This window comes from Pseudomonas sp. NPDC089752, from assembly GCF_044748725.1.
Taxonomy (GTDB): domain Bacteria; phylum Pseudomonadota; class Gammaproteobacteria; order Pseudomonadales; family Pseudomonadaceae; genus Aquipseudomonas.
The window spans coordinates 26,613-41,177 of sequence record NZ_JBIVGP010000025.1; the positions used below are offsets into that span (position 1 = coordinate 26,613).

Below are 14,565 nucleotides of genomic sequence, written 5' to 3' on the forward strand. Positions count from 1 at the left end.
CGCTAGCGCACCAGCAACTGTTGCACCAGCCATTGCCCGGCCGGCCCCAGTGCGCGCTGGCGTGACCACACCACGTCCATGGCGACCCGCCGTGGGTAGCCTGCCACCGGCAATTCCACCAGGCCGCTGCCGAAGCGCGACACCAGCGCCCTGGGCAGCTCGGCCCAGCCAAACCCGCGCACGGCGAACTCCAGCAAGGTCAGGTAGTCCGGCGCGGACCAGGCCTGGCCGCGCCCATGATGCAGGCTCGGAGCATAGGTTCTGATGTACAGCTGACGCTCGTTCTCCAGGTGTTGGGGCTGCAGTGCCGGTTGCTTTGCCAGCGGGTGATCAGTGCTGACGTATACGGCGAATTCCGCCTGTTCCGCCAAGCGCGCCACGGCCACGTCGGCCGGGTACTGCGGCTGGGCGGCGAGGATGCCGATGTGCGCCATGTCCTGCTGGATCATGTCGATCACGTCGGCGTCCTCGGCCGGCCCGCAGCGCAGTTCGGTGTGCGGATAGCTTTCGGCGAAACGGCTGATCACCTCGCCCTGGAAGGTCACGCTGTAACTGTCGGACATCACCACCGACACCAGTGGTTCGACCTGCTCGGCCAGGCGCACCGCCAGAGCATCGAGCCGGGCGCTGGCATCGAGGATCGCCTCGACGTGGCTCAGCACCTGACGACCGGCCGCATTGAGTGTGGGGTGGCGGCCCGCACGGTCGAACAGCGGGCAGCCCACGTCCGCTTCAAAATTGGCAATAGCGATGCTGATGGTCGATTGGCTTTTGCGCAGTTTTCGCGCTGCAGCCGAGAACGAGCCGAGCGCCGCGGCTTCGACAAAGGCGACGAGGGCTTCGGGCGAGTAGCGCATAGGTATTGATAAAACCGATAGGAGCTATGTCGCGAGTATCAGTTCCATCAAAGAAAATGTGAAGCACGAGTTGATCACACGATGGAACCTGTCATGAAAAAAGTCGCTTTCTCCGAACGTCTGCTGCATGCCGTCGGCTACGAGTTCTTTGCCGTATTGCTGTGTGCCCCGCTGTTGTCCTGGATCATGGGCAAGTCACTGGCCACGGCGGGTAGCCTGGCAGTTACCTTGTCGCTGATCGCCATGGGCTGGAACATGTTCTACAACATGCTGGTCGACCGCTATGTGGCAACTCCACGTATCCAGTGGAAGGCTTCGGCACGCTTCATTCATGGCCTGGGTTTCGAAGCTGGCCTGGTGGTGTGGTGCCTGCCGGTGGCGGCCTGGATGCTGGACATCTCGCTGTGGCAGGCGCTGATGGTCGAGTTGGGCTTCTTCGTGATCATCCTGCCTTACACGGTGGTCTACAACTGGGCGTTCGACCGGGCCCGGCACCTGATTACGCAGCGCCGGGCCACCGCCTGAGCAGACAAACGAGCAAGACGCAGCCGCCTGTGAGAGGATGTCCGCCATCCCAGCCATAAGGCCAGACAGGACCCCGAAACAAGCCTGATGAAGACGCCAAAACGAATCGAACCGCTGATTGAAGACGGACTGGTCGACGAAGTGCTGCGGCCCTTGATGAGCGGCAAGGAAGCCGCCGTTTACGTGGTGCGTTGCGGCGCCCAGGTACGTTGCGCCAAGGTCTACAAAGAGGCCAACAAGCGCAGTTTCCGCCAGGCCGCCGAATACCAGGAAGGCCGCAAGGTGCGCAACAGCCGCCAGGCCCGGGCGATGGCCAAGGGCAGCAAATACGGCCGCAAAGAGGCCGAAGACGCCTGGCAGAACGCCGAAGTGGCGGCGCTGTTCCGCCTGGCCAGTGCCGGTGTACGGGTGCCCAAGCCGTACGACTTCCAGGATGGCGTGCTGTTGATGGAGCTGGTGACCGACGCCGACGGCGATGCAGCACCGCGCCTGAACGACGTGCACCTGGAGGCCGAAGAGGCGCGCGAGTACCACGCTTTCGTCATTCGCCAGATCGTCTTGATGCTGTGTGCCGGGCTGGTGCATGGCGACCTGTCCGAATTCAACGTGCTGCTGGGCCCTGACGGCCCGGTAATCATCGACCTGCCACAGGCGGTGGATGCCGCCGGCAACAACCATGCGTTCAGCATGCTGCAGCGCGATGTGGCGAACATGGCGCATTATTTCGGGCGCTTTGCCCCGGAGCTGAAGCACACCCGCTATGCCCAGGAAATGTGGGCGCTGTACGAAGCGGGCGAGTTGAAGGCGGACAGCCCGCTGACGGGTGAATTCGAGGATGACGAGCACGTCGCCGATGTGGGCGGGGTGATGCGCGAGATCGACGCTGCGCGGCTGGACGATGCCCGTCGCCGCGCGGCGCGGGCCGAAGCCGAGCATGGGCCGGTCAAGGGTGAAGAGCCTCCGCCGCCTTGGTTGCAGTGATTTAGCGCCAGCACTGGCCTCTTCGCGGGGCAAGCCCGCTCCCACAATGAACAGTGTTGGCAGGACCATTGTGGGAGCGGGCTTGCCCCGCGAAAGGGCCGGCACAGCCAATGCAAAAGCCAACTATTGCCCTGAGTGCAAGGCACAATCTCACCCCCCGGTCTTTCCCCCGAAGCCCAACAGGCATAAGGTATACGCCGTCCATATTCCCTGGAGCTGTCATGTCCAACCGTTTTCCTTCCGTTCGCCCCCGCCGTCTGCGCCAAAACGAATCCCTGCGCACGATCTTCCAGGAGACCGAATTCCGCCTCGAAGACCTGATCCTGCCGATCTTCGTCGAGGAAGGCATCGACGACTTCGTGCCAATCAGCAGCATGCCGGGGGTCAATCGTATCCCCGAGAAACTGCTGGCCCAGGAAATCGAGCGCTACGCCCGCGCCGGCATCAAGTCGGTGATGACCTTCGGCGTTTCGCACAACCTGGATGCCACCGGCAGCGACACCTGGAACGAGAACGGCCTGGTCGCGCGCATGGCCCGCATCTGCAAGGACAGCGTGCCGGAAATGGTGGTGATGTCCGACACCTGCTTCTGTGAATACACCAGCCACGGCCACTGCGGCGTGCTGCACGACCATGGCGTGGACAACGACGCTACCCTGGCCAACCTGGGCAAACAGGCGGTGATTGCCGCAGCCGCCGGTGCCGACTTCATCGCGCCTTCGGCGGCGATGGACGGCCAGGTCCAGGCCATCCGCAGCGCACTGGACGGCGCCGGTTTCCACGACACCGCGATCATGGCGTACTCCACCAAGTTCGCATCGTCGCTTTATGGCCCGTTCCGTGAAGCCGGGGGCACCGTGCTCAAGGGCGACCGCAAGAGCTACCAGATGAACCCGATGAACCGCCGCGAAGCCGTGCGCGAGTCGCTGCTCGACGAGCAGGAAGGCGCTGACGTGCTGATGGTCAAGCCGGCTGGCGCCTACCTCGACGTGATCGCCGACATCCGCGCAGCGTCGCGCTTGCCGCTGGCGGCGTATCAGGTCAGTGGCGAGTACGCGATGATCAAGTTCGGCGGCTTGGCCGGCGCCATTGACGAAGGCCGTGTGGTACGTGAAAGCATCGGCGCGATCAAGCGGGCCGGTGCCGATCTGATCCTGAGCTACTTCGCCATGGACCTGGCACGCGACGGTATCTGATAAAAAGCCATCCCAAAAAACCGCTGCGTCTGCAGCGGTTTTTTTTGCCCCAAAGCCAGCGCTACAGCGCCGCCGCTTCCTGCAGGCTCATCGACTTGGTCTCCGGCGCCAGTAACAGGGATACCGCCAGCCCCAGCATGGTAATCGCCGTTGCCGCGAACATCGTGTTGGCAATGCCGAACTGCTCCAGCGACATGGGTACCAGCCAGGTGCCGATGGCCGAGCTGAACGCCGCCAGCGAAGCGCCCATGCCGACCGCGAAAGCGCGGATTTCAGTGGGGAACAGCTCGTTGGGGTAGACGAACTCCAGCACCTGCGCACCGCCGATGAACAGCGCGTAGGCGCCGAACAGCGACAGCACCACCCAGCCCTGGGCATCCGGGAACAGCCCCAATCCCAGCAGCGCCAACCCTGACCACAGAAAGCTGTGAATGATGAGGGTGCGCCGGCCCAGGTAGTTGATCAGCCAGGTGGCAACGCAGCAGCCGAGCACCAGGATCAGGGTGATGCCCATCGAGCCATAGGCCGCCAGGTTGCCAGTCAGCTTGAGAGCCTGGAACAGCTTGGGCACGAAGGCATATACGGCGAATAGCGGAATCACCGCGCAGGCCCAGAACATCACCACGAACAGAATGCGCTTGCCGTAGCCTGCACGCAGCGCGTCGATAAATGACATCGTCTGACCCGAGCTTCCATCATCGCTGATGTTGCGCAGCGAGAAGTCGGGGCCGTACACCTCGCGAATCACCTGCTCGGCTTCCGTGCGGCGGCCTTTGCTCAGCAACCAGCGTGGTGACTCCGGCGTCCCCAGCCGGGCCAGCAACATCAGCCCGGCGATGATCGCCGGGCTGGCCATGACCGTGCGCCAGTTCTCAGGCCCGGCATCGGCCAGCATGAAGTTACCGGCGATGTAAGCCAGTGCGGCGCCGACGAACCACAGCACGGTCAGCAGCGAGAGCCGCGAACCTCGGGATTTCTGCGGGATGAACTCGGTCAGCAGGGAGCCGGCGGCGGTATATTCAATGCCCACTGCCAGCCCGCACAACAGGCGCAACAGCGACAGGGCCAGTGGGTCCTGAACCATGAGCATGGCCAGCGAAGCCAGCAAGACGATCGCAGGGGCGACGAAAAACAGCTTCTGCCGGCCCATGCGGTCGGTCAGCCAGCCACCGAAGAAGCCGCCGGCGAACACGCCGAGCAGGGCCATGGCGGCGACCATGCCTTGCCAGAAGCCGCTCAGTTGCAGGGCAGTGGACATCGGGATGGTCGCCACGCCGATGATGCTGAAGATGTAGCCGACCATCACCCAGCCTAAGCCGGTGCGCAGGGTGAGCAGCTGGTGGAAACTGTTGATTTCAACGTCATCGATCATGACGGGTTGCGGAGTGGAACGCATGATTCTCTCTTGACAGGTAGTTGAGGCAACGCCGATTCAGACTTCCATGCCTGCGCCGAACTGGCCTCAGGTGCGGCATTTTGTCATTGTTCGTGCTATGTATACAAACTGTCTACTATTGGTTTTCCCGGTCATTCATAAAAAATCGGTAAGCGCTGAATTATTTAGTGTCCCGTTGTATCTGATGCCTTAGAGCCACCAGTTAGCCCCACGCTGGCCAGTGGCGAACCGTCAAGTGAAGGGACACAGGCATGAAATCTCGCAAGAAAAGCGTCAAGCCGATCGGCTTGAAAGACATCACCATCGTCGACGACGCCAAGATGCGTAAGGCGATCACCGCCGCCGCGCTGGGTAATGCCATGGAATGGTTCGACTTCGGCGTGTATGGCTTCGTCGCCTACGCCCTGGGCAAGGTGTTTTTCCCCAACGCCGACCCCAGCGTGCAGATGATCGCGGCTTTGGCCACCTTCTCGGTGCCGTTCCTGATTCGTCCATTGGGCGGCCTGTTCTTCGGTGCCCTGGGCGACAAGTTCGGGCGACAGAAAATTCTCGCGGCGACCATCGTGATCATGTCGCTGAGCACCTTCGCCATCGGCCTGATACCGTCCTACGCGTCCATCGGCATCTGGGCGCCGATCCTGCTGTTGCTGGCGAAGATGGCCCAGGGCTTCTCGGTGGGGGGCGAATACACCGGCGCTTCGATTTTCGTCGCCGAGTATGCGCCGGACCGCAAGCGCGGCTTCCTTGGCAGCTGGCTGGACTTCGGCTCGATCGCCGGCTTTGTGCTCGGCGCGGGGGTGGTGGTGCTGATTTCCACCATTCTGGGGGAAGAAAAGTTCCTCGAATGGGGCTGGCGCCTGCCGTTCTTCCTGGCCTTGCCGCTGGGTATCATCGGCCTGTACCTGCGCCATGCACTGGAGGAAACCCCGGCGTTCCAGCAGCATGTCGAGAAGCTTGAGCAGGGCGACCGTGAAGGCCTGGCTTCCGGGCCAAAGGTGTCGTTCAAGGAGGTGGCAACCCAGCACTGGCGCAGCCTGGTGACCTGTATCGGCGTGGTAATCGCCACCAACGTCACCTACTACATGCTGCTCACCTACATGCCCAGCTACCTGTCGCACAACCTGCACTACAGCGAAGACCACGGCGTGCTGATCATCATCGCGATCATGGTCGGCATGCTGTTCGTGCAGCCGATCATCGGCCTGCTCAGCGACAAATGGGGCCGCCGCCCCTTCATCATCATCGGCAGCGTCGGCCTGTTCGTGCTGGCCATCCCGGCGTTCATGCTGATCAACAGCGGTGTGCTCGGGGTGATTTTCGCCGGCTTGCTGATCATCGCCGTAATGCTCAATTTCTTCATCGGCGTGATGGCGTCGACGCTGCCGGCGATGTTCCCCACGCACATCCGCTATAGCGCCCTGGCCAGCGCCTTCAACATCTCGGTGTTGATCGCCGGCCTGACCCCGACCCTGGCCGCCTGGCTGGTGGAGAGCACCGGTGACCTGTACATGCCGGCCTACTACCTGATGGTGATTGCCGCCGTGGGCCTGATCACCGGCCTGACCATGAAGGAAACCGCCAACAAGCCGCTGCGCGGCGCCGCGCCAGCCGCCTCGGACATCGAGGAAGCTCGCGAGCTGCTGCAGGAGCACCACGACAACATCGAGCAGAAGATCGAGGACATCGACGAGCAGATCGCGGAGCTTGAGGCCAAGCGCAAGCTGCTGGTGCAGCAGCACCCGCGTATCGAGTAAGGTACAAGGCCTGATCAATCAGTAGATTATCTATATGGCCGAGGGTTTTTCCGCGTTGCCGCCGCTCAATGGGCTGCGGGTATTCGAGGTGGTGGCGCGGCACCTCAACTTTCGCCTGGCGGCCGACGAACTGGGGGTTACCCAGGCGGCTGTGGCACAGCAGATTCGCGGGCTTGAAGCGAACCTTGGGATCAAGCTGTTCGAGCGGCTGCCGCGGGGTTTGGCCCTGACCGGTGCCGGCCTGCGCTACAGCAGCGATATCCGCAGCGCCTTCGCCTTGATCGGCAGCGCTACCCAGGCGTTGCGGCCCGATGGTGCGCAACTGACGATCAGTGTGACCCCGACCTTTGCAGCGAAGTGGCTGATTCCCAGGCTTTCGTCCTTTGCCGAAGAGCACCCTGGCATCGACCTGCAGGTGCTCGCCACCGAGCGACTCTCGCAGTTTCGCCCGGAAGGCGTGGACATCGCCGTGCGCTATGGGCGGCCACCGTTTGGCCCGGCACTGCACACCGAAATGTTCCTGCAGCAGCGCATCGTTGCGGTAGCCAGCCCATCGCTACTGCAGGTTCAAGGGGTACCGAGGAATCTGCAGGAACTGCAGCGTTATACCTTGCTGCATGACGCTCACAACTTCTGGCCCGATTTCATCAGCGAAGTCTTCCAGCAACCACTGCAGGCGTCGGCGCGTAACGTACGCTTCAATCAGACCGCGTTGGCAATCGACGCTGCGATCGCCGGCCAGGGGCTGGCGCTGGCCAGTTACCACTTCGTGCAGAGCGACATCGCGGCGGGCCGCCTGGCCCTGGCGTTTGACCATGCACTGAGCCTGGACCAAGCGTTTTATCTGGTATGGCCGCGCAATGCCTATCAGCCGCCGGCGTTGGCGACAGTGCGCGCATGGTTACTGCAGCAGGCGCAGAGCCAGTAGATTATCTATTGGGAGTAAAAAGCTTTGCTGCCTCTCTGCCAGGCGCAGCGCGCTGCTAGTCTGGCTGCATCACTCATGCAGGAAAACCAGGAGGCTTCATGTCCATCGAAAAGGTAGCAATCGTGATCGCAGGTGGCAGCGGCATGGGCGCAGCGGCAGCGCGGCGCCTGGCTGCCGATGGTTTCAAGGTCGGTATTCTGTCGTCGTCCGGCAAGGGCGAGGCCCTGGCCGAGGAACTGGGTGGCATTGGCGTGACCGGCAGCAACCAGTCCATCGACGATATCCAGCGCCTGGTCGATGCCGTCGTTGCCAAGTGGGGTCGCATCGACGTGCTGGTCAACAGTGCAGGGCACGGCCCACGTGCGCCGATCCTGGAAATCAGCGACGAGGACTGGCACCAGGGCATGGAAACCTACCTGCTCAACGTGATCCGCCCGACCCGCCTGGTGACGCCGATCATGCAGCGGCAAAAGAGTGGGGTGGTGATCAACATTTCCACCGCCTGGGCGTTCGAGCCAAGCGCGATGTTCCCCACCTCGGCGGTGTTCCGTGCGGGGCTGGCAGCGTTCAGCAAGATCTTCGCCGACCAGTATGCCGGCGACAACATTCGCATCAACAACGTCCTGCCGGGCTGGATCGACAGCCTGCCGGCCACTGACGAGCGCCGCGACAGCGTGCCGCTCAAACGCTATGGCAAAAGCGAGGAAATCGCCGCGACCGTGGCCTTCCTGGCCAGCGATGGCGCGGCGTACATCACTGGGCAGAACATCAAGGTCGACGGCGGCCTGACCCGCAGCGTCTGATTAGAGCCGGGCGAGGGTGCCTTTGAGGGTGCGTTCCACCACATCGACCAGCACCATGGTCTGGTGATCGACCTCGATGTTGAGCAGCTCGCCGGCCTTGTAGCGGGCGAAGGTAGTCTGGCGCAGGGTTTCGGGGATCAGGTTGATGGTGATCAGCGTGTCGTCCACGTCGGCGACGGTCAGGCTGCAGCCGTTGACGCCGAGGAAGCCGCGCGGGAAGACATACTTGGCCCATTCCGGCGGCATGCGGAACTGGATGTAAGCACCGGTCTCCTTGATCGACAGCTCGACGATCTCGGCGGTAGTGGCGACATGGCCGGCCATGAGGTGGCCGCCGATTTCGGCATTCATCTTCGCCGAACGCTCGATGTTGACGTCCTGGCCAGCCTTGAAGCAGCGCAGGTTGGTGCGTTCGAGGGTGGCGGTCATGGCGTCGAACTTGACCTGGGTGCCATCAATCTCGGTGACCGACAGGCAAGTGCCCTCGACACTGACGCTTGCACCGATCTTCAGCTCGTCTAGCAATTCCGGTGTGAGGTCGATGGTGAACTGGTTGTGGCCCGGGTAGGTGGTCACAGCAAGGAGGGGGCGGACGGCCTGGACGATGCCGGTGTACATGGAGAGGCTCCTGGGCATGGAAAACGATGCCCGGAAGCTATGCCTCTGCAGACCTAAATGCAAGGTGGGTGTGCCGGCCTCTTCGCGGGGCCAGCCCGCTCCCACAAGTCAGGCGCTGCACCTCACCCTGTGGGAGCGGGCTTGCCCCGCGAAGAGGCCCGCACTGACAACCAATCCTCAGAACCTCAACTGCCACTGCCCGACTACGGCATGGTTCCGGCTATTACTCCCCAGCTCACCGCTATACCCCAAACCAATGGTCTGCCGCGCACTCACCCCCAGGTCCAATCCAGCTTCGACCAGCAAGCTATCCCGGTCGATTGCACTCCCTTCGACACTGAACGCATCCCCACCCGCCAGAAACGCCTGGCGCGTGCGGGTATCGATGTTGCCATAGGTATGCCGCCAACCCAGGCTAGCCCGCGGGGTCAAGCTCATGCCGTTGTCCAGTTGACCAAGGTGCGCCACGCGCAGGCCCAAGGTGCTGCTGACGTTGTCCTGGGTATCGGAGTCCACCGCCAGCGCCGCATCGCCGCCTTTCTCCCGGTAGCTGTCGCGGTGATAGCGCTGATACCCCAGGCTGGCGAACGGTTCGGCGCTCAGGCGGCCACTGCCCATGGCATAGCCTAATTCGACGAAGGCCTGCTGGCTGTCGGCGTCATAGTCACCCTTCAGGCGTTCATCGAAGCCGCTGAAAGCCACCTCGCGCTTGCTGTCACCGTCATGGCGGCTGTAAGCAGCGCCCATGCGCAGGGCCAGCGGGCCGTTCTGGTGTTGGGCGTAGACGCCGGCATGCCAGCTACGCACAGTGCCGTCCAGACCGGTGCTGTCCAGGCGCGTGCGGGAATAGCCACCGAGTACACCCAGGCGCCAGTTGCCGGCCAGCGCCCAGTCGATGCCCAGTACGCCGCCGCCGGTACGTTGCTCCAGCGCACTGGCACCGTGGCTGCCATCGACCTTGCCGTAGCTGCCGAGGGCTTGAGCCCAGACCCGCCCTTGGGCGTTCGGGTCGTTGAGGTTGCGTGCCTCGTGCGGCACGCCGGTGGCGGCCAGGGCAGGGCCGTCGCCCTCATTCAGGCCCACCAGCAACCCAGCCGTGCTGCCCATCGACTGCATGGCGCCGAGCATGCTGCTGCCCACCTGAGTGGTGCCGGCAAGCGTGGCGGCTGCCAGGTTGGCGGTGTTGCTGCCTGCCAGTTGTTCAATGGCGTTGCCAGCGCTGGCGGCGCTGCTGCCGAGCACGGCGTTGTACAACGTGCTGCCCTGGCCGAGGCTTCCCAGGCTGCGCGCCGCTGTTGAGCCATTGGCAGTTTGTGCATAGTGTTCGAAGGCGATGTCGTTGCGGCTGTAGGCCAGGCCTACCGAGTTGCTGGTGTAGCTCAGGGTCGGGGTGAGGAAGGCGTAATCGCTGGTTACTTGGCCGAACGTGCCATTGATCGCGCCGGCGTTCAGGACCGTGTATTGGCTCAGCCACGGATACTGGCCCGGGGTTGGCTGGACGCGCAGGGTAGCGCCGGCCAGATTGGCCGTGCCGCTGACGCTGATCGGTGCGCTGCTGCCATCGGCGTTCACGCCGTACACCAGGGTCGCGCCCTGGCCAAAGCTCAAGTCGCCATTGACCTTGGCCACACCCAGGCCGGTATTGGTCTGTAGAGTGCCGTCGACCTGCAGGCCGCCGACCGAACCACCCCCGGCATAGGTCGCGCCCTGTTCGACCTGCATCAGGCCGAGGATGCTGCCTTGGTTGATCAGCGTCGCGCCGCTGGCAACCACGCCGCCCTGGCTGAAATCGTCGACGCTGGTAAGCGTCCAGCTACCGCCGCTCACATTCAGCGTTTCGAAGTTGCGGCTGTTGCCGAAGCTGCCCGTGCCGTTGAGGGTCACGCTGTCGATGCCGTCGCCGCCATCGACCAGGCCGTCGAATACCCCGCCGGTTTCCACCACCAGGCTGTCATTGCCCGCGCCCATGCTCAAGGCCAGGCCATTGCCGCCGCTGATGGTGCCGCTGTTGATCACACTATCGTCGTACTCGCCGATCAGCTTGATGCCGAAGCCGCCTTCGCCTTCGATGCGGCCAGCGTTGCTGATCTGGGTTGCCGCCACGCCGGCACCCTCGGCGCCGTCGTCGACCAGGATGCCGTTGTCGACGCTGCGGATGACCCCGCTGGCGGTGTTGACGATAGTGCCACCGCCCATGGCGATGCCTTCGCTGCCATTGGGCCGGCCACCGCTGTCGACGCCTTTGGCGCCCAGGCCTTGAATGGTGCCGGCGTTGTAGATATGGCCGATCAGGTCGATGTCGACACCATCGCCATCGCCGTTGAGTTTGCCGTCTGCAATGGCACCCGTGATGGTGCCGTAGTTGTATACCGTGCCGCTGCCATCGGAGCCGAAGCCCGAGCCGTTGCGGCCAGTGACGCTGGCGCCTTCGTAGTTGTAGAGGGTGGCGTCGGTTTTCAGGTCGACACCATGGCGGTCGGCGCTGATGGCGCCGTAGTTGTGCACGGTGACGCCGGTCGAGGTGCCGATCTTGATGCCGTCGTACTTCTGGTCGAGGCCGTCCTTGTCCTGCGGCGCGGTGTCGGTGTAGATCAGCCCGTAGTTGGTCACGGTGGCGTTGGAGCCAGTCTTGATCGCGTCGTTGCCCACCGCATGGATCACGCCGCTGGCCTGGTTGATCAAGGTGGTGGTGAAGGCCGGGTTGTCGAGGGTTTCCAGGTCGATGGCCTGGCCTTCGACAGTCGACTCGATGGTGCCGGCGTTGACGATTTTCAGGCTGCCACCCGCCGTCGGGTTGGCCTGGAAACGCAGGCCATCGTTGGTGCCTTGGATCCGCGCGCTGGCTTGGTTGGTGATGAGGTAATGGCTGAGGTCTTCACCTTCGTCCTTGGTATCGATGCCGCGGCCGTCGGTGGAACGGATGATGCCGGCGTTATCGACGCTGACAGTGGCACCGCTGGTGTGCTTGGGCAGGATCACGCCATCATCGTCGCTGGCCACGATGCTGCCACTGGAGGTCACCTTCAGGGTGTCCGACTTTTTCAGTTCCAGCGTGTCGGTGGTGGCGCTGTCGATCAGGTAATCCTTGGCCAGAGCGGCAGGGGCGAAAGCGGCACAGGCCAGTGTGATGCACAGGGCCAGGCGGTTGGGCGTGAAAGGCATTGGGCGACCAGGGTTCTTGTTCAGGGGCGCCCAATATGGCCATTGGATATTACGGTTTTATGGAGTCAGCACCGGCCTCTTCGCGGGGCAAGCACTGTCTCAGACATGCCCGCTACTGTTCACGATCCTCAAGCACAACGCCTCAAAAGGGTCCAGATTCACCGTCAGCCGCCCATCCTCGGTCAAGTCACCTTCGACCGTCTCGTTGATCATGTCCACCACCGTCCCCGGCGTGAACCCCGTCAGCACAAGCTCCTCGGCAATCACATCCTGGCCAAAATTCAGCGCGCTGATCTGGATACCGCGCCCAGCCGGCAGTTCATGCACCATCACCAACAACCCTGGGCTGCTGACTTCCGGCACCAGCACCTGACGGCTGCTGGCGATGCCGTAGGCCTGGCGCACGGCGAGCAGTTTCTTCACCTTGCTGGCAAATGAATCGGCATGCTCCAGTTGGCTGTCGAGGCTGCCGTACAGCGAGCGGGCGCGAGGCATGCCGCGCACCGAAGCCTCGGCCTGCGGGTCGAGCCCGGCCAGGTCGTAGCCGCCCCGGTGGATCCAGCGGGTATCGCCATCGACCATCTTTTCGGCCACTGCCTCGGCCGCCAGGGGCAGGGCACCGACCAGGTCCCAGCCCGACAGCGCGACGACCCCCGGTTGCATGGCGTTGTACATCACCAGCAACAGGTGGACCTTCTGGATCAGCTCGATATCGGCCGGGCCGATCTGCTCCAGGTCGCGAATGCCCAGCGCTGCGGTGATCAGGCTGGCGGTGGTGCAGGAGATGCCGTTGGTGACGAAGCGCAAGTTGTAAGGCGCATGCTCACCCGACAGGCGCTCGTAGATTTCCTCGCGGATATGCTCGCGCAGGATATTGCCAGGCAGGGTCTGGCCCTTGAACAGGTACATGTCATGGGCGTGCAAGGTCCAGAAGTGCACCAGTTCGACGGTCAGTTCATCGTGGTTTTGCAGGGCGTGGATCAACGACGCGGGGTCGATGCCAAATCCATGCATTTCCTTGAGCATCAGACGCAGAAACTCGGTGTCGCCGGTCAGCAGCGCATGTTGATAAGCCGGGCGGGTAATGAAGTCGTAGGACAGGTCGGCGCCACCCTTGGACATCTGCGCGATATCGTCCAGGGTGAGGTTCAGCTCCTGGAAACTGAAACCGCCAGCCTTGCGGATCATCCCGCCGATCAGCTGGTTGCCAACGATCGACAGTGGGTGGCTTTCCGACCAGGCGGGGCCGTCGGCGCGGGTCTCGACGCCGAGAAAGCCGTTGGCATCAAGGCGCAAGCCGCGCGCGCCAAGGCAGTCCAGCGCGTGCAGGGCGTCGCCGATGATCATTTGCTGGGCGGTAAAGCTGGGGTCGAGCCAGTTGAGTGAGGGCTGACCTTCCTTGAAATAGTGCAGGTAGACCCAACGCCGCGTCTTGCCGTCGACGCCAGTGATGGGCGGCGTCACGCTCCAATCGGTTTCTTTCACCCCGGGCTCGAAGAAGATCACCCGTTGCAGCTGGCCGACGATGTAGTGGCGCGCCTTGAGCTCGTCGCACAGCGCCGGCAGCAGGTTGACCGCATCGCGACCTGGCGGCACGTCCGGCAGCAACGGCCAGTCCTCCTCGCGGATTTCGACCATGTGGTAGAGCCCGGGGTAGGCGCCATGGCCCAGCTCGGCCAGACGAAAATCGGCGCCTTTGCCGGTGTGCGAGGGGATCAGGTCGTCGATGGTCACGGCGTTGTGGGCGGCGGCCATGCGGCTCATCTGCACCAGTTCCTGCTCGTTGCCGTAGAGCGGGTCGATGTCGAAACTGATGCGGTCGAAGTTGCCGTCGACGCTGGGCGTGAAGTCGCGGCCGCGTACGCCGCCGGACTGCTTGATCGGGCCGGTGTGGATGCCCTGCACGCCAACGTCCGACAGGCGCTTCCACAAGGTTTCATGGCCCAGAGCGCCCAGCACCGAGCAGCCTTCGGGGGCGATGATCGCGTCAGGGTAGACGGTCAGCCACACCGAGGCGATGTCGGTGGCGCGGCGCGGTTGCGCTTCGGCGTAGGGGTTGAGCCACAGGCGTGACTGGCCGGAATACAGGCGGGCCCGTTCCTGCGAGGCCTTGAGCATGGAACGGTCTTCGAGCCATTTGACGTATGACGGGTCTGGTTGAGTCATTTCGCGTCCTCTCTGCGTGGCGGCACCGGCTCAAGGTATGACGATAGTCGACGCTGAACGTTCGACTGAGGTGGGTGAGGACCTTGTGGGAGCAACTGTCTTCCACAAAACTTAAAAAGCTGCGCGGATTGAGCTGTGGGAGCAACTGTCTTCCACAAAACTTAAAAAGCTGCGCGGAT

11 protein-coding genes are annotated in these 14,565 nt (G+C 63.1%); 6 read left to right on the plus strand and 5 right to left on the minus strand.

All coding sequences use genetic code 11. The annotated features are described in order from the left end of the window. Nucleotides 1-2: 2 nt before the first annotated feature. Nucleotides 3-857 carry a LysR family transcriptional regulator gene (locus ACIPZF_RS25440; protein ID WP_400804638.1) on the minus strand — a complete coding sequence of 285 codons (855 nt, stop codon included), beginning with the start codon at nt 855-857 and terminating at the stop codon, nt 3-5. Between the two features lie 93 nt (nt 858-950). Between ACIPZF_RS25440 and ACIPZF_RS25445 the strand changes: the two genes are divergently transcribed. The 3 genes from ACIPZF_RS25445 to hemB all read left to right on the plus strand — a co-directional run bounded on the left by ACIPZF_RS25445 (nt 951) and on the right by hemB (nt 3,559). Beyond that, nucleotides 951-1,382, plus strand: coding sequence for a multidrug/biocide efflux PACE transporter (locus ACIPZF_RS25445; RefSeq protein WP_400804641.1), 432 nt, complete (start codon nt 951-953; stop codon nt 1,380-1,382). 87 nt (nt 1,383-1,469) lie between these two features. Continuing rightward, the gene (locus ACIPZF_RS25450; RefSeq protein WP_400804644.1) at nt 1,470-2,363 is read left to right on the plus strand and encodes a PA4780 family RIO1-like protein kinase; all 894 of its coding nucleotides are present in this window, start codon (nt 1,470-1,472) and stop codon (nt 2,361-2,363) included. Between the two features lie 221 nt (nt 2,364-2,584). After that, nucleotides 2,585-3,559 (plus strand): porphobilinogen synthase, encoded by a 975-nt coding sequence (gene hemB / locus ACIPZF_RS25455; RefSeq protein ID WP_400804646.1) that lies wholly within the window; start codon nt 2,585-2,587, stop codon nt 3,557-3,559. Nucleotides 3,560-3,620: 61 nt separating this feature from the next. Here the strand turns inward: hemB and ACIPZF_RS25460 are convergent, their stop codons facing one another. Further along, nucleotides 3,621-4,955, minus strand: coding sequence for an MFS transporter (locus ACIPZF_RS25460; protein WP_400804648.1), 1,335 nt, complete (start codon nt 4,953-4,955; stop codon nt 3,621-3,623). 251 nt (nt 4,956-5,206) lie between these two features. Here ACIPZF_RS25460 and proP point away from each other — a divergent pair, with 251 nt between their 5' ends. From proP to ACIPZF_RS25475, 3 genes are all read left to right on the plus strand, one after another. Next, entirely contained in the window at nt 5,207-6,709 is a 1,503-nt protein-coding gene (gene proP, locus ACIPZF_RS25465) for a glycine betaine/L-proline transporter ProP (protein WP_400804650.1), read from the plus strand. A 34-nt stretch (nt 6,710-6,743) separates the two neighbouring features. After that, nucleotides 6,744-7,637, plus strand: coding sequence for a transcriptional regulator GcvA (gcvA, locus tag ACIPZF_RS25470; protein ID WP_400804653.1), 894 nt, complete (start codon nt 6,744-6,746; stop codon nt 7,635-7,637). 98 nt (nt 7,638-7,735) lie between these two features. Further along, entirely contained in the window at nt 7,736-8,440 is a 705-nt protein-coding gene (locus ACIPZF_RS25475; protein WP_400804656.1) for an SDR family oxidoreductase, read from the plus strand. Here ACIPZF_RS25475 and ACIPZF_RS25480 read toward each other — a convergent pair whose 3' ends face one another. The 3 genes from ACIPZF_RS25480 to treS all read right to left on the minus strand — a co-directional run bounded on the left by ACIPZF_RS25480 (nt 8,441) and on the right by treS (nt 14,386). Further along, nucleotides 8,441-9,058 (minus strand): riboflavin synthase subunit alpha, encoded by a 618-nt coding sequence (locus ACIPZF_RS25480; protein WP_400804659.1) that lies wholly within the window; start codon nt 9,056-9,058, stop codon nt 8,441-8,443. It abuts the gene before it with no gap. A 177-nt stretch (nt 9,059-9,235) separates the two neighbouring features. Further along, entirely contained in the window at nt 9,236-12,220 is a 2,985-nt protein-coding gene (locus tag ACIPZF_RS25485; RefSeq protein WP_400804662.1) for an autotransporter domain-containing protein, read from the minus strand. Nucleotides 12,221-12,319: 99 nt separating this feature from the next. Continuing rightward, nucleotides 12,320-14,386 carry a maltose alpha-D-glucosyltransferase gene (gene treS / locus ACIPZF_RS25490; protein WP_400804664.1) on the minus strand — a complete coding sequence of 689 codons (2,067 nt, stop codon included), beginning with the start codon at nt 14,384-14,386 and terminating at the stop codon, nt 12,320-12,322. Between the last annotated feature and the right edge of the window lie 179 nt (nt 14,387-14,565).